Source organism: uncultured Phyllobacterium sp., assembly GCF_902479695.1.
GTDB classification, from domain to species: Bacteria; Pseudomonadota; Alphaproteobacteria; order Rhizobiales; family Rhizobiaceae; genus Phyllobacterium; species Phyllobacterium calauticae.
The window spans coordinates 204,521-223,080 of the sequence record NZ_CABSQF010000002.1; the positions used below are offsets into that span (position 1 = coordinate 204,521).

Below are 18,560 nucleotides of genomic sequence, written 5' to 3' on the forward strand. Positions count from 1 at the left end.
TATGGCCGTATCGCCGGGCGATAGCAAGGGTCAAGTTGCCGCTGGCACGGCTTCCACGAGCATTTTGAAACCGGCATGGCTCTTCTTGAACCCCAGCCTTTCATAGAACCGATGCGCATCCACGCGCTTGGCGTTCGACATCAGCTGGATCAACCCCACGCCGCGCGCCTTGCCCAGCGCAACGCAATGCTGGATCAGCTTGGCGCCGATCCCCTTGCCGCGCAGGTCGCTGCGCGTCTGCACCGCGCCGATGGTCATGTTGGTGGTGCCGCGGCTGGGCAATGTCGTGGTGAACGTCACCTGCGCCGTGGCAACCACGTCCCCGTCCAGCACGCCGACAATCAGCTCGTCGCAATTGCTGGCTTCAATCGCATCGAAGGCGCGCTCATAGCGCGGGAAAAATTCGGGATCCGTCGTGTCGCCATGGCCGCCGAGCACATCCTCGGCGAAAATCGCAATCAGCGCCGGCAAGTCCGCGCGCTCGGCGCGGCGAAAAACGGGCTCAGCGGCAGAGGTCACGGTGCAAGCTCATAGCCTGACAGGGATTTTTCCATGACCAGCACGGAAATACCGGAATTGGCTTCCCCCCAATTGTCCGTCCGCGCGCCTGTCAGATCAAAGCCCCGGCTTTCATAGAAGCGGCGGGCCTTCTGGTTCGATTCGATCACTTCGAGCTGCAGCATGAACACGCCGGGGAAAGCGCTTTCCACTTCCGCCAGCAGCAGCGAACCCACGCCGTTGCTCTGCTTTTCCGGATGCACATAGAGCTGGTTGAGCAGCGCCAGCTTGTGATCCTTTTGCGAGGCATAGGCCATGCCGTAGAGGTCGGCGCCATCATCGGCAAGAATGAACTCGGAATAGGGCTTTGCCAGCTGCTTTTTCAAGGCATCCAGCGAGTGGTAGCGATTGGTGACCGCATTGACCTTTTCAACGCCGTAGACATCGTCATAGGTGGCGTGCCAAGTCTCTACGAGCAATTCACGGACAGTTGCCAGATCGTCCTTCGTCGCGCTTCGAATCCACATGCTTTAATCGACAATCCCGAGTTTTGCCTTGACCAGATCGCTGACAGCCTGCGGATTTGCCTTGCCACCAGTGGACTTCATCACCTGCCCGACAAACCAGCCCGCCATGGTGGGCTTTGCCTTCGCCTGCTCGACCTTATCAGGATTCGCGGCAATGACATCATCCACGGCTTTTTCAATCGCTCCGGTATCGGTCACCTGCTTCATGCCGCGCTCTTCGACCAGCGCGCGCGGATCGCCGCCCTCGTTCCAGACAAGCTCGAACAGGTCCTTGGCGATCTTGCCGGAAATCGTGCCTTCCCTGATCAGGTCGATAATACAGCCGAGCTGATCCGGCGACACCGGCGACTCTTCGATGCCCTTGCCGGCCTTGTTCAGCGCGCCGAGCAGATCGTTGATCACCCAGTTGGCGGCAAGCTTGCCGTCGCGGCCTTCAGCCACCGCTTCGAAATAATCGGCAATCGCCTTTTCCGTCACCAGAATGGAGGCGTCGTAGACGGAAAGGCCGAGCACTGAAACAAGCCGCGCCTTCTTGTCATCCGGCAGCTCCGGAAGGTCGGCCCGCAGCTCATCGACATAGGACTGCTCGAATTCGAGGGGCAGAAGGTCGGGATCCGGGAAATAGCGATAGTCGTGCGCTTCTTCCTTGGAGCGCATGGAGCGCGTCTCACCCTTCACCGGGTCGAACAGGCGTGTTTCCTGATCGATCGATCCGCCATCCTCCAGAATGGCGACCTGCCGGCGTGCTTCATAGTCGATCGCCTGCCCGACGAAGCGGATGGAGTTGACGTTCTTGATCTCGCACCGCGTTCCGAATTCCCCGCCCGGCTTGCGCACCGAGACGTTGACGTCGGCACGCATGGAGCCTTCGTCCATGTTGCCGTCGCAGGTGCCGAGATAGCGCACGATGGTGCGCATCTTGGTGAGGTACGCCTTGGCTTCGTCGGCCGAGCGCATGTCCGGCTTGGAGACGATTTCCATCAGCGCCACGCCGGACCGGTTGAGGTCCACGTAGGACATTGTCGGGTTCTGGTCATGCAGGGATTTTCCGGCGTCTTGTTCCAGATGCAGACGCTCGATGCCGATCTCAATATCCTCGAACTGGCCTTTGTTATCGGGGCCGACCGAAATGATCATCGTGCCTTCGCCGACGATGGGCTGTTTGAACTGCGAAATCTGGTAACCCTGCGGCAGATCCGGATAAAAATAGTTCTTCCGGTCAAAGACCGATTTCAGGTTGATCTGCGCCTTCAGGCCAAGACCGGTGCGAATCGCCTGGCGCACGCACCATTCGTTGATGACAGGCAGCATGCCGGGCATGGCGGCATCGACCAGCGATACATTTTCGTTGGGCTCGGCACCGAATGTCGTGGAAGCGCCGGAGAACAGCTTCGAATTGGATGTGACCTGCGCATGCACTTCCATGCCAACGACAATTTCCCAGTCGCCTGTGGCACCGGAAATGAAACGCTTGGGTTCGGGCGTACGGGTATCAACGAGAGTCATGCTGGGCTGTCATTCCTGGCTAAATTTGTCTGTCTACTGGCTAGTCGAAACGGCCCCGTGAGGCAAGTGTTTCTCCATCCTGAAGCCGCGCGATTGCGGAAATGCGCCGCTTCGGCCTGTTTTTCCGGCGCAGCAATGCTAGGCTCGATTCCAGGCAGCGGTGATCGGGAGCGGATCGCCCGACACATTCGGAGGACACCGATGCAGAACATTTATGGCCTTGCCATCCCCGAAACCCTTGCCGAAACGGTCAGGTCCGAAACAACGGCGCTGGTGGTCTATGACATGCAGGTCGGCATATTGCGGCAGATGCAGGACGGCGGCGCCATTCTGGAAAAGGTGCTGCAAACCCTCGACATCGCCCGGTCCGCCGGTATCCGCATCTTTTTCATGCGCCATATGTCCCTGCCCAAGAAAATGGCTGGCGTATTTCAATACAAGCAGATGATGGCGTGGCAGCGCCAATCATCCGCTCAAAATGTCGAGCCATGGTTCCTGCGCGACAGTCCCGGCTTTGCACTTGCCCCGGAACTGGCCGTCCGCGATGACGAAGCCATTCTCGACAAGATCACCTTCTCGGCGTTCGAAGGCACGCCGCTGGCCATCGCCATGCGCGACTGCGGTCTCAAGAGTTTCATCATCTGCGGTATCGCCACGGAAATCGGTATTGATCCGACGGTTCGTCACGGCGCCGATCTTGGCTTCATCCCCGTCGTCCTGACCGATGCCTGCGGCGGCGGCCACGCGGAAGCGGCGGAGCGGTCAATGGCCAACCTGGCCTATATGGGTGACGCGATGCTGTGCACGGTCGAGGAACTCTCTGCAGCGGTTCGATAGACCAAGGGATATCAAGTGCGTGGTGCGTGGTTCGACAGGCTCACCATGAGGGAGGTGGTTTGGTGCAATGCCAATCGCAAAGGTTGCTAAATAGTGCTCCCTGCAATCCCTCGACTTCCCTCATGGTGAGCCTGTCGAACCACGCATGATTGTTCTGCAACGCTCTTCTCCGTTGCCACGCCCGCTTTCGCGTCTGGCCGTTGAAAGGTGGGAAAGACGGGCGGTCCCTGGAACGCGGGTCTTGGGTATTCTGGTATGCGATGCTTGCGATCCTGGGGACCACCCGCCCCGGCGTTTTTGAGGGTTTTGCCCAATGCGCAACCATTGAACCAAACCTCCCCGGCCGCACAGGTTCCTCCCTGTGAAGCCGAAGCGCCGATCCTTTCCCGACTTGCGAAGGTTTCCGGAAGCATTCCCGCCGGAAAGGACACGTTGAGAATAACGTGGGTTGGGACGTGTTGGATAAGTTGGTGTGGTTTTTATGTGGGATGGCAAAACTGTGGTGCGTGGTTCGACAAGCTCACCATGAGGGAGGTTGCATTTTGCAGAGCACTGGATTCCCTCATGGTGAGCTTGTCGAACCACGCACCACGAACAATGCAAATGCCCTCCAAATCGCCTAGCCCGCCAGCATTTCCCGCAGCACCATCCGCTTGAACGTCTCGACCAGTGCATCGCCTTCCCCGCGGTCGACGGAAATCGCCAGATGCATGGTGGCTTGGCCCAGCTGCATGATCAGGAAGCTGGAGCTTTCGAGCATCGCCCTGTCCGCCGCCGGGTTGATGCGCAAACGCGCCTCGGCAAGCACGGCGCCATTCAGGCGGCTGTCATGCAGATCGATATCGCGCAGCGCCTTGTCCGCCTGCGTTCCCGACCAGATGTCGCGCATGACGGGTTCGGCCAGAAACATCGCGTGATAGGTATCGATCAATTCTGCAAAAGATGACTGCAAGCCATTCATATCACTGACGTTTTGCAACGCGTCTGCAATGCATTCGCGCCCCAGTGCATTATACCTTTCCGCCAGCGTCCGGATGATCGATCCCTTGTCCGGAAAATACTGGTAGAGCGACCCGATCGATATTTCCGCCATCTGCGCCACATCGCTCATGCGCATGGCGTCGCTGCCGCCCGTGGCGATGAGCGTCGAGGCGCAGGACAGAATGCGCTCCACCCTCTCCCTGCTGCGCCGCTGCGTCGGCTCCTTGCGCGGCATGGTGGCTTCCCTGTCGCCGGAGGCAGGCACAACAGACGCAATCTCGTTCATGGGCAGGATCTCCAAGGTTCTCAAATTCCGCTTGACTCGCAGAATATGAGGATTTATCACATATTGCAAATGTGAGTGTTACTCATATTTTTTTGCAAGGGAGATCACCATGACCAGCAGCAACAGCATGTCGACAGCAAAACCCATTCTTATCGTCGGCGGTACGGGCAAGACCGGACGCCGTGTGGCGGAACGGCTCACGGCGCGGAACCTGCCCGTGCGCATCGGTTCGCGCAGCGGCAACCCGGCCTTTGACTGGGAAGACCGCAATACCTGGCTTCCCGTGCTTGACGGCGCCAAAGCCGCCTACATCACCTATTATCCGGACATTGCCATTCCCGGTGCGACAGAAACCGTCGAGGCGTTCACGCGGCTTGCCGTGGACAATGGCGTGAAACGGCTCGTGCTCCTGTCGGGGCGCGGCGAACATGAAGCCCAGCGTGCCGAAAAGGCATTTCAGCAGTCCGGCGCCGACTGGACCATCGTCCGCGCCAGCTGGTTTGCCCAGAATTTCAGCGAGAACGTCATGCTGGCCTCCATTCTTGCCGGCGAACTCGCCCTGCCGGTCGGCGATGTGGGCGAGCCGTTCATCGATGCCAACGATATTGCCGATGTGGTGGCGGCAGCGCTGACCGACGATCGTCATATCGGCCAGCTCTATGAAGTCACGGGGCCGCGTCTCTTGACTTTTGCGCAAGCGACGGAAGAAATCGCCAGCGCCGTCAAACGCGATATTCGCTATGTGACGATCACGCCGGAACAATTCTCGCAGGGGTTGGCGCAGGAACAGCTTCCGCCTGAAATCGTCGGCCTGCTCAACGAGCTCTTCACCCAGGTGCTTGACGGGCGCAACGAATATCTCGCCGATGGCGTGCAACGGGCGCTGGGCCGCGCCCCGCGTGACTTCTCGCACTACGTTCAGGAAACAGCAGCAACCGGCATCTGGTCGGATATTTCGGAGGGACAGTAACATGTGGCTACCTATTCTCACCCTTTTGGCCGCCCTGGGAAGCGGTCTGATGGCAGGGTTGTTCTTCGCCTTTTCAAGCTTCGTCATGACCGCGCTGGCCAAACTGCCAGCCGAACAGGGTATCGCCGCGATGAATTCGATCAACGTGACGATCCTGAATTTCTCGTTCACGCTGGCCTTTTTCGGCACCGCGGCGATCTGTGTCGTCCTCGGCGTGGTCAGTGTCATGCGCTGGGGTGAATCCGGGTCGCTGGCGCTGCTGGCCGGCAGCGTGCTTTTCCTTGTTGGCACCATCATTGTCACCATGGTGTTCAACGTACCGCTGAATGACACGCTGGCTGCAATCAGCCCGACAAGCGCCGAAGGCGCCAGTGCATGGACGAGCTATCTGAATGACTGGCTGCCGTGGAACCATGTGCGGACAGTGGCAAATTTCGCAGCCCTCGCCGCCTTCATCTTCGCTTTCGCCCAGCAGTCGCAGGCATGAAGCATCCGGTAAGCTGAAACGTTTATCCGCTCTGCCCAGACAATCGAACCCGGCCGTCCCCACGGCCGGGTTTTCATTTCCGGCACCCGTAAAAAATCACGCTTGCGACTAACATAAGTCTATGCTTATGTATCGGCATGTCCGAAGTCGATATATTCAAGGCTCTTGCCGACCCCACCCGCCGCGCCGTGTTCGAACGGCTGGCCGATGGCGAGAAGAATGCGACCGAGCTGCGCGAGGGTTTTTCCCTTTCACAGCCCGCCATGTCGCAGCATCTGGCCGTCTTGCGCTCCGCCGGACTTGTCGCCGAGCAGAAGTCGGGCCGCCACGTTCACTACCGGGTCAATCCCGACGGCCTGGCGCAACTGCACCAATGGCTCCACCGCTACCGCGCCTTCTGGCCGCAGCGCGTCGATGAGTTGAAACAGCTTTTGAGGGAAATGGATCAATGACCAGCGAAACAGCGCAAGCCGATACCGCACTGCGTTATGAATATGATCTGGATGCCGCGCCTTCAAAAGTCTGGCGCGCGCTGACCGTACCGGAATTCGTTGCCCGCTGGCTGCTGCCCGACCCGCAGGCGCCGCAGGAGGCACCGCGCATTTCGCTTGAAATGATCGAAGCCGACACCGAGCGTTTCGTTCGCTATTCCATGCGCGAAGAGGATGATGCCGTGGCTGACAGCATCGTCACCTTCCGGCTCAACCCCAACGGTTCGGGCGGCACCATTTTCAGCATCCTGCATGAACCGGTCGCCCTGGCGAAGCCGGTTGGCCGCACTGCCGCCAATGGCAACGTGCCGCCGACCACCATGCGCCTCGCCGCCTAAGCACACAGAAATTCAATTGATGAAGGAGTGTTCGCCATGCGCGACATGATGCAGCTCGTCCCTATGGTCGTGGAACAATCCAGCCGCGGTGAGCGGTCATTCGATATTTTTTCCCGCCTGCTGCGGGAAAGGATCGTCTTTCTGAATGGTCAGGTTGAGGACGGCATGGCGGCGCTGATCTGCGCGCAGCTGCTGTTTCTCGAATCCGAAAATCCGAAAAAGCCCATCTCCATGTACATCAACTCGCCCGGCGGGGTCATCACGGCGGGCCTTGCTATCTATGACACGATGCAGTTCATCACCTGCCCGGTCGCCACGCTGTGCATGGGCACGGCGCGCTCCATGGGTTCATTCCTGCTGATGGCGGGCGAACCCGGCCACCGTGCCGCCCTGCCCAATTCGAGCCTGCATGTGCACCAGCCGCTTGGCGGGTTTCAGGGACAGGCCTCGGATATTTTCATTCAGGCGCAGGAAATGGCGGTGGTCAAGCAGCGCATGACCCGGCTCTATGCCGAGCATTGCGGCCGCACGGTGGAAGAGGTCGAGAAAACCCTCGACCGCGACCATTTCATGACAGCGCAGGAAGGCCTCGACTGGGGCCTCGTCGACACGATCATCAGCAAACGCGACGGCAGCCCCTTGCAGCTTCCCAGTGCCTGACGACGGGCCACATCGACTTTGACATCGCCGTTTTCTTCTTTTATACGGCTCGTCCACACCGATGGAGTGTTTATGTCTAATCAGTCTGAGTCCCTCTAAAGCCCCAGCTTCTTTGAAGGTTGGGGCGTGAAAACAGGAGCCCCGCGCCAGAATTCTTTGGCAGCGGACGTGTTCTTATGGGCTTTTGCCCGTTTTCCCAGGACTTGGATCAATGGACATTTCGCGCGACGAACAGCGCATACTTCACCTGCTCGCCCAGGGCGGCAAAATCTTGCTTGAAAAAGATGAGCGCAGGGCCATCACGGATATCATCTGCCTGACCCGCGATGGTGCCCGCTACACAGCCTGCGACCTCAGGCTCTTCCGCAAACTCAAACAGAAAAAGGCCATCGCCTCCTCCGGCGGCGGCCCTTACCGGGTGACCCGGCGCGGCCTGCAACTGGTGCGCTCGGAGCTCGACAACCGGTAAAACAAACCGGGCAGCGGCACCGTCAGGTGCCGCCGCTCACTCCCGCAAGGCAGGAAAGACCATCACGTTATATTTTCAAAAATCTTCCGGTTCCGGAATCCGGCCAAAGGCAATCTTGGAGCCGATGTAATTGCCGGGTCCGGTCGTCAGCCCGAGATTGAGCGCCTTGGAGCCATGGCGCACGCGCACCCTGTCGAGCAGGTCCGAAACGCGCTCCCATTGGCCGCGCTGCTCGGTCATCCCTCGCGTGTCGAACAGATCAAGGCTTGCCTCCGTCTCGCTGGAAAGATCATGCAGCACGACGGTGACCGAACTGACCTTCTTCATTTCACCTGCCTTGATCAATTTCTCATGCAAATCATTGAGACAATTGAGAAAACTGTGATCATCCCGCGCCGGGCGGAACTGGCCTTCCACCGTCACGCGGCTATCCCAGCGTGTCCCGACGGTATAGCTGAGCGCTCCGGCGCGGTAATGCGACCGGCGCAGGCGGCGCGCGGCGCTGAGACACAGCAGCCGCGCGCATTGCAGCACCCTGTCCGGCGCCCGCCAATCCGGTGGCAGATTGCGGCCATGGCCGAACATGCGTTTGACGGTCTCCGGCTTTTCCACGGCGTAACCATGCAGCGCCGCAACAAAACGCTCGCCCTCGACACTGTTCCAGATCGCGCGGGCATGTTTGGGCGCCAGCGCCCAGAGACCACGCACATCGTTCACGCCGGACTGCCCCAGGCGCTGTTCCATTCCCTTGGAGATACCGGGCAGATCCTTCAACCTGAGGTCGAACAGCCGTCCCGGCAGGTCATCATGATCCAGCACCACGCAGCCATCGGGCTTGTCCATTTCAGCGGCGATCTTGGCAAGAAGCTCGTTGAGGGAAACGCCGATCGAACAGGTCAGCACCGCGCCCATTTCATCGTGCAGCGCCCGCTTGATGCGCGTCGCCAACCCCTGCGGGTCCCTGGCTTCGGAGGCCAGCAGCGTGCACGCCACCTCGTCAATCGAGCGCACGGCGGCAATCGGCACGCAGGTCTCGATGGTCGACAGAATCCGGTTGTGCATCTTCACATAGACATCGGGCCGCGCTTCGAGAAACACGATATCCGGGCAGAGCGCACGGGCATCGCGCACAGAGGTGCCCGTCTTGATGCCGAAGGGTTTTGCCTCGCGGCTGGCGGCAATGACGCTTGTATGCGGCGAATCCAGCGGCACCACCGCGATGGGCCGGTTGCGCAGCGCCGGATTGAGCTGCTGCTCGGCGCTGGCAAAAAAGCTGTCGAAATCCAGATAGAGCTTTTCCAGATGGGTCGGTTTGCGCATGGGTTCTGTTCTCGCTGCAGAATGAGAACAAAAATAGAACATGCAACCGTTCAATGCAAACTGAATCAGGAAATGCCGCTATCCCTGCTGACACACGGTCAAGCCCGCGCGGCATCCATGATGCGGAACTGGGTGGTTGTCGAGCCGTTCCAGTGGTTCAAGGCCAGATTACCCGCCACATGCATGGACTGGCCGAGATTGCCGAACAGAAAATCACCCAGCGGCCCGCCCGTTGCACGAAAGGCAATCGCGTTGATACGCTTGCCGTCTGCGCCCGCCAGCGTCGCCTTGACATGGTTCGTCCCGACGGTGCGGGCATCGACAAGCCGGTGGTGCGGCAGCACCAGCACCGGCTGCGGGTGGCCGGAACCAAACGGCCCGGCCCGCTCCATGGTCTCGTAGAGTGGCACCGTTGCGCCGGATGCGCTGAGCGCACCGTCAATGGCCAATGACTGGTTCTCGCGCAGCTGGCCGACCATTTCGGCCGCCTGCTCCTCGAAAAAGGCCCGCAGCGCGCCCATCTTGCCACGCTCCACCGTGATACCCGCCGCCATGGCATGGCCGCCGCCTTTGACCAGCAGCCCGGCATCAACGGCGCTGCGCACCAGTTTTCCCAGATCAAACCCGCTGATCGAACGGCCGGAACCGCTGCCGGTACCGTTGACGTTGAAGGCGATGGCAAAGACCGGGCGCCGGGCCCGTTCCTTCAGCCGCGCCGCGATCAGGCCGACAATGCCCGGGTGCCAGTCGTCGCTGGCCGTCACCAGAACGGCGGGTCCGCCGCCGCTCGACATTTCCAGCATGGCTTCGGCTTCCGCCTGCTCCAGCATCACGGTTTCCATCGCCTGCCGCTCGGTGTTGAGCCGGTCAAGCTCGGCGGCAATCCGCGCCGCCTCGTTCGGATCGTCCAGCGTCAGCAGCCGCGCGCCGAGCCCGGCATCGCCGATGCGCCCGCCCGCATTGATGCGCGGTCCGATGAGATAGCCGAAATGAAAGGCGCTGAGCGGTTCGCCGATACGCGACACCCGCGCCAGGGCGGCCAGCCCGGCATTCTGCTGCGCCCGCGCGACGAGCAGGCCCTTGACCACGAAGGCGCGGTTCAGCTCCTTCAGCGGCACCACATCACACACGGTGGCAAGCGCCACCAGATCGAGCATCGACAACAGATCCGGCGCCAGCGTTCCCGTGGCAATGCGCTGCGCGCGCAACGTGCGCAGAACCTGCACCAGGGTGAGGAACACCACCCCTGCCGCGCAAAGATGGCCCTGCCCGGACAAATCGTCCTCGCGGTTGGGATTGACCACCGCCGTGGCGGCAGCCGGCAGTTCGCCGCCGACCTGATGATGGTCGAGGACGACCACGTCGGCACCCGCCTCGCGCGCAGCCTCGATGGCAGCTGAGCTGTTGGTGCCGCAATCCACCGTCACGATCAGGGAAGCGCCATTTTGCGCCAGGTCGCGCATGGCCTGCGGATTGGGCCCGTACCCCTCGAAAATCCGGTCGGGGATATAGATATGGTTGGCAACGCCGTAATGGCTGAGAAAGCGCGAGAGAATGGCCGACGAACAGGCGCCATCCACATCGTAATCGCCGAAAATCGCCACCTTCTCGTGTTTGCCGATGGCCTGCGCGATACGACCGGCCGCTTTTTCCATATCGGTCAGCGATGCGGGATCGGGCATCAGGCCTTTGATGGTCGGGTCCATGAAAGCGGGCGCATCGTCCACCCCGACGCCGCGCCCGGCGAGAACGCGGGTGACGAGATCTGGAAAACCATGGTTCTGCGCCATGGCGAGCGCGATATTGGCTTCACGCGGTCCCAGCCGGTCAACCCATTTCAGACCGGTTGCAGAATGTTCAATGCCGAGGAAAAGCCGTTCTGGTGCCATGCAAGGGTTCAATCATCCGGCCGCGCCGAATGCAATGCTCCGAACGATCAATCCGGTGCACAAACGCGCAATTACTGCGGGGCTGTCGCGGGTGCGACCTGACCATTGACCGCCGGTGCCCCCAGATCGTTCATCGTCGTGGCAATCGAGGTCGCGAAATCGGCAAGGCTGCGCTCGGCCGCATCCTTGCTGCCCTTGGCGTAATTGGCAACGGGCTGGATCAGCAGATAGCGGCTGTGCATGCCGATCACGCAGACCAGGAAGGCGTGCTTCTCCTGTGCCGCATCCGCGGTGACGCACGGCATTGCCCGGCCTGCGCTGTAGGGCAGCGTTGTCTGCACCGCGATTTCGCCGGGCTGGGTCGAATGGTACTGGGTGGCCTTTTCAAAGAGATCGCGCACAACGGGATCATCGGGACCATCCTTGATCGGATAGGCGGCATCCTTGTTGCTGGCCCTGACGCCAGCCATCGTCACCGTCGCCCTGGCGTCAACGGCTTCATATTCGGCCGTCACGCTGAAATCCTGCGGATTGACGCTGTGTTTGACGAGGGTAAAGGGTCCGACCATCTGTGGAAACCGGTCGGCAATCGAATTGGAGCGATAACCTTGAATGAGATCAAGGTAAGGATCCTGCGCAAAAGCACCGTTCAGCGAGCCCAGAAGAACGAGCGTTGATACAAGGCAACCGGTTATTTTCGTTCGGATATTCATGGCTGTTCCACCGATCTGAACTCCCGCTCTGAAAATACCTCAAAAAGCATGGCCTCAATAGGGCATTTCCTATTGAGCCATCAACGCAGTTAACAAAATGCCCTGCAGCCCGAAGGAACTGCAGGGCAAAAAGTGTTTCAAATACCAGTTCTTACTGGAATTTTGTCATGTCCTGGTGTTTTGCCTTGATCTCGCGCACGGTCTGCGAATGCGAACGCATGACGATCGTGTGGGTCTGGATATAGTCGCGGGCGAATTTCACGCCGGACAGCATATTGCCGTCGGTGACACCCGTGGCTGCGAACAGCACATCGCCCTTGGCCATTTCTTCCATGGTGTAGATCTTCTTCGGATCGCTGATGCCCATCTTGGCGGCGCGGGCAATCTTGTCGTCGCTGTTGAGCTGCAACCGGCCCTGCATCTGGCCACCGATGCAGCGCAGAGCCGCCGCGGCAAGAACGCCTTCCGGCGCACCGCCGATGCCGATGTAGATATCGATGCCGGTTTCATCGGGATCGGTGGTGTGGATCACCCCGGCAACGTCGCCATCACCGATGAGGCGGATGGAGGCGCCGGTTGCGCGCACTTCCTCGATCAGGCGCGCATGGCGCGGACGATCCATGATGCAGGCGGTGATCTCATTGACCGGAACGCCCTTGGCCCTGGCCACAGCCGCAATGTTTTCCGCCGCAGGCGCATCAAGCTGGATGATGCCGGCGGGGTAGCCCGGTCCGACGGCAATCTTTTCCATGTAGACGTCGGGTGCGTAAAGCAGGTTGCCCTTTTCGGCAATCGCGATCACGGCGAGTGAGTTGGGCAGGTTCTTGGCGCAGATGGTGGTGCCTTCAAGCGGATCGAGCGCGATATCGACCTCGGGGCCTGTGCGCGTGCCGACTTCTTCACCGATGTAGAGCATCGGCGCTTCGTCGCGCTCGCCCTCGCCGATCACCACGGTACCGCTGATGGGAAGACGATTGAGTTCCTGACGCATGGCATCCACGGCAGCCTGATCGGCAGCCATTTCATCGCCGCGCCCGCGCAGACGGGCAGCGGCAACGGCGGCACGCTCGGTCACGCGGACGAGCTCAAGGGTCAAAATACGGTCGAGGCCCATCGAAGTCTGGTCAGAAGTTTTCGGCATAATCTATCCTGCGTTCGTGTGGGAATTACCCTTTTGCGGATCAACAGGGTACTTCCTAGCATTGCTGTGCAAACCTTTTGTCAAAGTCGCAGAGCAGCGGCAAGACCCCGCCGGCAGGAAAGTGCCTTCACCGAAAAAGCTAATCGATTAAACGGGGTAGCGGCCGTTCACGAAGCAATACAAGCCTTTTACAAACGGTCATGGGCCGGCTGTGTCAGCCGGCGCGTTCGATGCGGATCATCTGCGGCTTGTCCGTGGAATGACCATCCTTCACGATGCCCTCAAGCGCCTTCTTGACAGCCGCCTCGGTGGTTTCGTGCGTGACGAGGATGACTGTCTTGGTCGCATCCGGGTGGCTTTCCGCACTCTGACGCTGGACGATGGATTCCAGCGAAATGTCATTGTCAGCCATGCGCTTGGCAATCGCCGCAAAAACGCCAGCGCGGTCATGCACGGTCAGACGGATGAAGTATCCGCCCTCGTGCGAGCGCATTTTGGCGCGTTTGTAGGGCGCCAGCGATTTTGCCGGCGTCCCGAAGACGGGGCCATGCTGGAAGCCCGGACGGCTCTTGGCGATGTCGGCGAGATCACCGATGACGGCGGATGCCGTGGCGGCACCACCGGCGCCCGGACCCGACAACAGCAATTCGCCGAGAAGATCGGTTTCGATAGCGACAGCATTGGTCACGCCATGCACCTGCGCAATCACCGATTCGACCGGCACCATGGTCGGATGCACACGCTGCTCGATGCCGCTGTCTGTCTTCAGCGCAACGCCAAGCAGCTTGATGCGGTAACCGAGCTCGTCGGCCGCCTTGATATCGGCCAGCGAGATATTGCTGATCCCTTCGAGATAAATGTCATCGGCGGCAATCTGCGTGCCGAAGGCAAGGCTGGTCAGGATCGCCAGCTTGTGTGCGGTGTCGTTGCCCTCGATATCGAATGTCGGATCGGCTTCCGCATAGCCGAGACGCTGGGCATCGGCGAGGCAATCCTCGAAGGAAATACCCTCGTCCCACATCCGCGTCAGGATGTAGTTGCAGGTGCCGTTCATGATGCCGTAGACGCGCGACACGGTGTTGCCGGTCAGGGACTCGCGCAGGGCCTTGATGACGGGAATGCCGCCAGCCACCGCCGCTTCGAAGTTGAGCAGGACGCCCTTCTCCTCGGCAATTTTGGCAAGAGACACGCCATGCTTGGCCAGAAGCGCCTTGTTGGCGGTGACCACGTGGCGGCCGGATTTCAGCGCCGCCTCGACGGCAGCGCGCGCCGGACCCTCGTCGCCGCCGATCAGTTCGATGAACACGTCGATATTGTTCGATTTGGCCAGGGCAACCGGATCGTCGAACCATGTGGCCGACGAGAAGTCCACGCCGCGATCCCGCTTGGCATCACGGGCGGACACGGCGGTGACGATGATTTCCTTGCCGCACTGACGGGTGAGCATCTCGCCCTTGTCCCGCAAAATTTTCAGAACCGAGGCACCAACAGTGCCCAGTCCGGCGATTCCCACGCGCAGCGCATCACTCATCGTTCATTTCCCTGAAGTGTTTTAGCCTGAAGCGGCGCCCGACGGCGCCGCGAATTCCGATGTCGGCATGCCGCTCAGCGGCGTGCGTTCAACGGAATGACGTTGTGCAGCTTTTCATCCGCCGTTGCAAGGAACCGCTTGAGGTTGCGGGCTGCCTGACGAATGCGATGTTCATTCTCGACCAGCGCGATGCGGATGTAGTCATCGCCATGCTCGCCGAAGCCGATGCCGGGCGCCACGGCGACATCCGCATGCTCGATCAAAAGCTTGGAGAACTCCAGCGAACCGAGGGCGCGGAACTTTTCCGGGATCGGCGCCCAGGCAAACATCGTCGCCGCCGGTGACGGGATATCCCATCCGGCACGGGCGAAACTGTCGACAAGGACATCACGGCGATGCTTGTAGACCGCACGCACTTCCGCAATGTCGGAACCATCGCCATTCAAGGCAGCTGCAGCGGCAACCTGAATGGGCGTGAACGCGCCATAATCGAGATAGGATTTGACCCGGGTGAGCGCCGAGATCAGGCGTTCATTGCCGACGGCAAAGCCCATGCGCCAGCCCGGCATCGAGAATGTCTTCGACATGGAGGTAAACTCCACGGCAACATCGATCGCGCCCGGCACCTGCAGGACGGACGGAGGCGGCGCGTCGTCGAAATAAATCTCGGAATAGGCCAGATCCGACAGAATGATGATTTCATTCTTGCGGGCGAAGGCAACCACATCCTTGTAGAAATCCAGCGATGCCACATGGGCGGTCGGATTGGAGGGGTAGTTGAGGATCAGCGCCAATGGCTTCGGAATGGAATGGCGGATACCGCGTTCCAGCGCCGGAATGAACTGGTCATCGGGCATCGCCGGGATCGAACGGATGACGCCGCCGGACATGATGAAGCCGAACGCATGGATCGGATAGGTCGGATCAGGGCACAGCACGACATCGCCGGGCGCGGTGATCGCCTGCGCCATGTTGGCAAAACCTTCCTTGGAGCCAAGGGTCGCCACGACCTGCGTGTCGGGATTGAGCTTCACGCCGAAACGCCGCTCATAATAGGCGGCCTGGGCACGGCGCAGACCGGGAATGCCCTTCGACGACGAATAGCGGTGGGTGCGCGGGTCCTGGACGGCCTCGCACAGCTTGTCGACGATGCCCTGCGGCGTCGGCAGGTCAGGATTGCCCATACCCAGATCGATAATGTCCGCACCGGCCGCTCGCGCGCTCGCCTTCAGGCGATTGACCTGTTCAAAAACGTAAGGTGGCAGGCGGCGAACTTTATGAAATTCTTCCATAGGTTTGGGTCCGGTAAAAATGGGTTCAATGTGCGGGTGCGCTATACACCCAAACTGTACGGCGGTCGAGCGATCATTGACACCGCGCGTCGCGCGCCGGGTCAATCGCCGTCATGCCATCCAGCCCGGGATTCTCCTGAGCAAGACACCCATTCGTGGTGTCTTCATGACCTTGCCGGCAATGGGCTATTGCCCGCTTTCAATAGCCTTCAAATCGTCCTGCTGCTGCTGGACCAGCTTCTTCATCTCGGCCTGGCGCCGGGCAACCGCTGCCGGATCGGCGGTGGCATTGCCCTGCCCGCCTTTGGCCGCCACCAGCTTCTTCTGCAGATCGTCCTTCTGCTGCGGCGTCAGCTGTGCGGTCTCGCCCTTCGGATCGGGCGTGAAAACCGGAAAGGTGCCGGTGTTGACAGGACCGGTCAGAGGCGAATTCGACATGGGCTCGGGCGGCATGTTCGCGCAGGCGCTCAAACCGGCAATCAGAACGGCGCCAACCGAGAAGCGGATGATGGTTTTGACCGAGATATTCATTGTTTGTCCTGACTGCCGGAATCGATATTCATCATAGTGATATGAAATGCACGTTAGAGGGATAGCATTAGAGCAACCGACATTCAAATGGGTTCAATTCCGTTTCTCCCATGGAAATACAATCTGCGAAGATGGTGACAAGGCCGTGATCTTTCCTGCACAATGACCGCAATTGAATGTCCGTTGCTCTGACTTGTGGTATCATGTCTATTATGCTGATCGGGAGGATCGGCGGGAGGAGTGCACATATGGACAATCCGGGCGACAAGAGTGCAAAAACGCCGAACCTCGACAAATATGTCATCAAGGATCCGGAAGCTTTCGCGCGCAATGTCGCCCATATGATCGAACAGGCCGGCAAGGCCGCCTCTGCCTGGGTCGAGCCGCGTGAAAAAGGTTTGAAGCGCGACACGATCGCCGATCCCGTCACCGATGTGGTGAAAACCCTCTCGCGTGTTTCCGAATACTGGCTGTCCGAACCGGGGCGCGCGCTGGAGGCGCAGACCAAGCTGTTCGCCAGCTATATGGCCATCTGGTCCAATTCCATCCGCCGCATGAGCGGCGAACAGGTCGATGACGTCGTCAAGCCCGACAAGGGCGACAAGCGCTTCGCCGACGAGGACTGGGGCAGGAACGCTTTCTTCGACTTCCTCAAGCAGGCCTATCTCGTCACGGCAAACTGGGCCGGCGAACTGGTCACCCATGCCGAAGGCCTCGACGATCACACGCGCCACAAGGCGGCGTTCTACGTCAAGCAGCTGACGACGGCGATATCGCCCAGCAACTTCCTGCTGACCAATCCGGAACTCTACAAGGAAACGGTCGCCAGCAATGGCGAGAACCTGGTCAAGGGCATGAAGATGCTGGCGGAAGACATCGTTGCCGGCGGCGGCGACCTGCGCCTGCGGCAATCGGATATGACCAAATTCGCCCTCGGTGAAAATGTCGCGACCACCCCCGGCAAGGTTATCGCGCGCAGCGATGTCGCCGAAATCATCCAGTATGAACCCTCGACACCGGATGTGCTGAAACGCCCGCTGCTGATCTGCCCGCCGTGGATCAACAAATTCTACATTCTCGATCTGAACGCCGAAAAATCCTTCATCAAATGGGCCATCGACCAGGGACACACCGTGTTCGTGATTTCCTGGGTCAATCCGGACCACCGTCACGCCATGAAGGACTGGACCGCCTATATCAATGAAGGCCTGCGCTTCGGCCTCGACACCATCGAGAACGCAACGGGCGAAAAAGCCGTCAATGCCATCGGCTACTGCGTCGGCGGAACGCTTCTGAGCGCCGCCCTCGCCCTTTTTGCCCAGGAAGGCGAAAACAGGATCCGGAGCGCGACCCTTTTCACCACGCAGGTCGATTTCACCTATGCGGGCGATCTCAAGGTTTTCGTCGACGAAGATCAGATTCGCGCCCTGGAAGCCGCCATGTCCGCCGAAGGCTATCTGGACGGCACGCGCATGGCGACGGCCTTCAACATGCTGCGTTCCGGCGACCTGATCTGGCCCTATGTCGTCAACAACTACATGCGCGGCCGCGATCCTGTCCCATTCGACCTTCTCTACTGGAATGCCGATGCCACGCGGATGAGTGCGGCCAACCACTCCTACTATCTGCGCAACTGCTATCTCGACAACAATCTGGTGCGCGGGATGATGAAGCTCGCCGGGCAAAACCTGTCACTGGGCGATGTCAAAATCCCCATCTACAATCTCGCCGCCAAGGAAGACCATATTGCGCCGGCACTGTCGGTTTTCACCGGCTGCAAATATTTCGGCGGCGACGTCACCTATGTCCTGGCCGGCTCCGGCCATATCGCCGGCGTGGTCAATCCGCCCGCCAAGAACAAGTACCAGTATTGGACCGGCGGTTCGCCCGTCGGCGCGTTCGACGAATGGCTCACCAACACGTCGGAACATCCCGGCTCCTGGTGGAATCATTGGCATAAATGGATCGAATCGCAGGACGACGCGCGCGTTCCCGCACGCCAGCCCGGTGAAAATGGTTCGGAAATTCTCGGCGAGGCGCCGGGAACCTACGTGCGCATCCGCGTGTAAAAATTCGCTGTTTTGCTGGCTTTT

At 60.1% G+C, this 18,560-nt stretch carries 19 protein-coding genes; 8 read left to right on the forward strand and 11 right to left on the reverse strand.

The features are described 5' to 3' along the window. Positions 1-30: 30 nt before the first annotated feature. The 3 genes from RDL77_RS02270 to gatB are packed head-to-tail and all read right to left on the reverse strand — an operon-like array spanning position 31 to position 2,531. On the reverse strand, positions 31-519 hold the full coding sequence (locus tag RDL77_RS02270) for a GNAT family N-acetyltransferase (RefSeq protein WP_288191635.1): 489 nt from the start codon (positions 517-519) through the stop codon (positions 31-33). Continuing rightward, a complete protein-coding gene (locus RDL77_RS02275) occupies positions 516-1,025 on the reverse strand; it encodes a GNAT family N-acetyltransferase (protein ID WP_223613202.1) in 510 nt (169 codons plus the stop codon). The genes RDL77_RS02270 and RDL77_RS02275 overlap by 4 nt, the downstream gene beginning before the upstream one ends. 3 nt (positions 1,026-1,028) lie before the next feature. After that, complete coding sequence (gene gatB, locus RDL77_RS02280) at positions 1,029-2,531, reverse strand: Asp-tRNA(Asn)/Glu-tRNA(Gln) amidotransferase subunit GatB (protein ID WP_223613201.1); 1,503 nt, start codon at positions 2,529-2,531, stop codon at positions 1,029-1,031. A 201-nt stretch (positions 2,532-2,732) separates the two neighbouring features. Here gatB and RDL77_RS02285 point away from each other — a divergent pair, with 201 nt between their 5' ends. After that, positions 2,733-3,368 carry a cysteine hydrolase family protein gene (locus RDL77_RS02285; RefSeq protein ID WP_288191636.1) on the forward strand — a complete coding sequence of 212 codons (636 nt, stop codon included), beginning with the start codon at positions 2,733-2,735 and terminating at the stop codon, positions 3,366-3,368. A 619-nt stretch (positions 3,369-3,987) separates the two neighbouring features. On the opposite strand, the gene RDL77_RS02290 is transcribed toward RDL77_RS02285, so the two are convergent. Continuing rightward, positions 3,988-4,635, reverse strand: a complete 648-nt coding sequence (locus RDL77_RS02290) for a TetR/AcrR family transcriptional regulator (RefSeq protein ID WP_288191637.1) — start codon at positions 4,633-4,635, stop codon at positions 3,988-3,990. Positions 4,636-4,744: 109 nt separating this feature from the next. Here RDL77_RS02290 and RDL77_RS02295 point away from each other — a divergent pair, with 109 nt between their 5' ends. From RDL77_RS02295 to RDL77_RS02320, 6 genes are all read left to right on the forward strand, one after another. Then, the gene (locus RDL77_RS02295; protein ID WP_288191641.1) at positions 4,745-5,605 is read left to right on the forward strand and encodes an NAD(P)H-binding protein; all 861 of its coding nucleotides are present in this window, start codon (positions 4,745-4,747) and stop codon (positions 5,603-5,605) included. Position 5,606: 1 nt separating this feature from the next. Beyond that, positions 5,607-6,092, forward strand: coding sequence for a DUF1772 domain-containing protein (locus tag RDL77_RS02300; protein ID WP_288191642.1), 486 nt, complete (start codon positions 5,607-5,609; stop codon positions 6,090-6,092). Between the two features lie 137 nt (positions 6,093-6,229). Continuing rightward, on the forward strand, positions 6,230-6,544 hold the full coding sequence (locus tag RDL77_RS02305) for a helix-turn-helix transcriptional regulator (protein ID WP_223613196.1): 315 nt from the start codon (positions 6,230-6,232) through the stop codon (positions 6,542-6,544). Then, the gene (locus RDL77_RS02310; RefSeq protein WP_288191643.1) at positions 6,541-6,921 is read left to right on the forward strand and encodes an SRPBCC domain-containing protein; all 381 of its coding nucleotides are present in this window, start codon (positions 6,541-6,543) and stop codon (positions 6,919-6,921) included. Before RDL77_RS02305 ends, RDL77_RS02310 begins: the two co-directional genes overlap by 4 nt. Before the next feature lie 36 nt (positions 6,922-6,957). Next, on the forward strand, positions 6,958-7,581 hold the full coding sequence (locus RDL77_RS02315) for an ATP-dependent Clp protease proteolytic subunit (protein WP_223613194.1): 624 nt from the start codon (positions 6,958-6,960) through the stop codon (positions 7,579-7,581). A 211-nt stretch (positions 7,582-7,792) separates the two neighbouring features. Continuing rightward, positions 7,793-8,050, forward strand: a complete 258-nt coding sequence (locus RDL77_RS02320) for a YjhX family toxin (RefSeq protein ID WP_288191644.1) — start codon at positions 7,793-7,795, stop codon at positions 8,048-8,050. 75 nt (positions 8,051-8,125) lie between these two features. On the opposite strand, the gene RDL77_RS02325 is transcribed toward RDL77_RS02320, so the two are convergent. The 7 genes from RDL77_RS02325 to RDL77_RS02355 form a co-directional block, all read right to left on the reverse strand. Beyond that, complete coding sequence (locus tag RDL77_RS02325) at positions 8,126-9,370, reverse strand: type VI secretion protein ImpB (protein ID WP_288191645.1); 1,245 nt, start codon at positions 9,368-9,370, stop codon at positions 8,126-8,128. 98 nt (positions 9,371-9,468) lie between these two features. Continuing rightward, positions 9,469-11,259 (reverse strand): single-stranded-DNA-specific exonuclease RecJ, encoded by a 1,791-nt coding sequence (gene recJ / locus RDL77_RS02330; protein WP_288191646.1) that lies wholly within the window; start codon positions 11,257-11,259, stop codon positions 9,469-9,471. A 71-nt stretch (positions 11,260-11,330) separates the two neighbouring features. Then, positions 11,331-11,972, reverse strand: coding sequence for a hypothetical protein (locus RDL77_RS02335; RefSeq protein WP_223613190.1), 642 nt, complete (start codon positions 11,970-11,972; stop codon positions 11,331-11,333). Between the two features lie 151 nt (positions 11,973-12,123). Continuing rightward, positions 12,124-13,113 (reverse strand): class II fructose-bisphosphatase, encoded by a 990-nt coding sequence (gene glpX / locus RDL77_RS02340; protein ID WP_288191647.1) that lies wholly within the window; start codon positions 13,111-13,113, stop codon positions 12,124-12,126. A 214-nt stretch (positions 13,114-13,327) separates the two neighbouring features. Next, positions 13,328-14,644, reverse strand: coding sequence for a homoserine dehydrogenase (locus tag RDL77_RS02345; RefSeq protein WP_223613188.1), 1,317 nt, complete (start codon positions 14,642-14,644; stop codon positions 13,328-13,330). 74 nt (positions 14,645-14,718) lie between these two features. After that, positions 14,719-15,936: an LL-diaminopimelate aminotransferase gene (locus RDL77_RS02350; RefSeq protein ID WP_223613187.1), complete on the reverse strand. Its 1,218-nt coding sequence runs from the start codon at positions 15,934-15,936 to the stop codon at positions 14,719-14,721. Positions 15,937-16,122: 186 nt separating this feature from the next. Further along, positions 16,123-16,467 (reverse strand): hypothetical protein, encoded by a 345-nt coding sequence (locus tag RDL77_RS02355; RefSeq protein WP_288191648.1) that lies wholly within the window; start codon positions 16,465-16,467, stop codon positions 16,123-16,125. Positions 16,468-16,715: 248 nt separating this feature from the next. Between RDL77_RS02355 and phaC the strand changes: the two genes are divergently transcribed. Further along, positions 16,716-18,536 carry a class I poly(R)-hydroxyalkanoic acid synthase gene (phaC, locus tag RDL77_RS02360; protein ID WP_288191649.1) on the forward strand — a complete coding sequence of 607 codons (1,821 nt, stop codon included), beginning with the start codon at positions 16,716-16,718 and terminating at the stop codon, positions 18,534-18,536. Positions 18,537-18,560: the final 24 nt, after the last annotated feature.

Excerpts from the sequence above, each read along its gene's own strand:
- glpX (WP_288191647.1), bottom strand. The coding sequence starts at position 13,113 with ATGCCGAAAACTTCTGACCAGACTTCGATGGGCCTCGACCGTATTTTG.
- RDL77_RS02290 (WP_288191637.1), bottom strand. The coding sequence starts at position 4,635 with ATGAACGAGATTGCGTCTGTTGTGCCTGCCTCCGGCGACAGGGAAGCC.
- RDL77_RS02285 (WP_288191636.1), top strand. The coding sequence starts at position 2,733 with ATGCAGAACATTTATGGCCTTGCCATCCCCGAAACCCTTGCCGAAACG.
- recJ (WP_288191646.1), bottom strand. The coding sequence starts at position 11,259 with ATGGCACCAGAACGGCTTTTCCTCGGCATTGAACATTCTGCAACCGGT.
- phaC (WP_288191649.1), top strand. The coding sequence starts at position 16,716 with ATGGACAATCCGGGCGACAAGAGTGCAAAAACGCCGAACCTCGACAAA.
- RDL77_RS02320 (WP_288191644.1), top strand. The coding sequence starts at position 7,793 with ATGGACATTTCGCGCGACGAACAGCGCATACTTCACCTGCTCGCCCAG.
- RDL77_RS02275 (WP_223613202.1), bottom strand. The coding sequence starts at position 1,025 with ATGTGGATTCGAAGCGCGACGAAGGACGATCTGGCAACTGTCCGTGAA.
- RDL77_RS02300 (WP_288191642.1), top strand. The coding sequence starts at position 5,607 with ATGTGGCTACCTATTCTCACCCTTTTGGCCGCCCTGGGAAGCGGTCTG.
- RDL77_RS02350 (WP_223613187.1), bottom strand. The coding sequence starts at position 15,936 with ATGGAAGAATTTCATAAAGTTCGCCGCCTGCCACCTTACGTTTTTGAA.
- RDL77_RS02355 (WP_288191648.1), bottom strand. The coding sequence starts at position 16,467 with ATGAATATCTCGGTCAAAACCATCATCCGCTTCTCGGTTGGCGCCGTT.
- gatB (WP_223613201.1), bottom strand. The coding sequence starts at position 2,531 with ATGACTCTCGTTGATACCCGTACGCCCGAACCCAAGCGTTTCATTTCC.
- RDL77_RS02345 (WP_223613188.1), bottom strand. The coding sequence starts at position 14,644 with ATGAGTGATGCGCTGCGCGTGGGAATCGCCGGACTGGGCACTGTTGGT.
- RDL77_RS02295 (WP_288191641.1), top strand. The coding sequence starts at position 4,745 with ATGACCAGCAGCAACAGCATGTCGACAGCAAAACCCATTCTTATCGTC.
- RDL77_RS02310 (WP_288191643.1), top strand. The coding sequence starts at position 6,541 with ATGACCAGCGAAACAGCGCAAGCCGATACCGCACTGCGTTATGAATAT.
- RDL77_RS02325 (WP_288191645.1), bottom strand. The coding sequence starts at position 9,370 with ATGCGCAAACCGACCCATCTGGAAAAGCTCTATCTGGATTTCGACAGC.
- RDL77_RS02305 (WP_223613196.1), top strand. The coding sequence starts at position 6,230 with ATGTCCGAAGTCGATATATTCAAGGCTCTTGCCGACCCCACCCGCCGC.
- RDL77_RS02335 (WP_223613190.1), bottom strand. The coding sequence starts at position 11,972 with ATGAATATCCGAACGAAAATAACCGGTTGCCTTGTATCAACGCTCGTT.
- RDL77_RS02315 (WP_223613194.1), top strand. The coding sequence starts at position 6,958 with ATGCGCGACATGATGCAGCTCGTCCCTATGGTCGTGGAACAATCCAGC.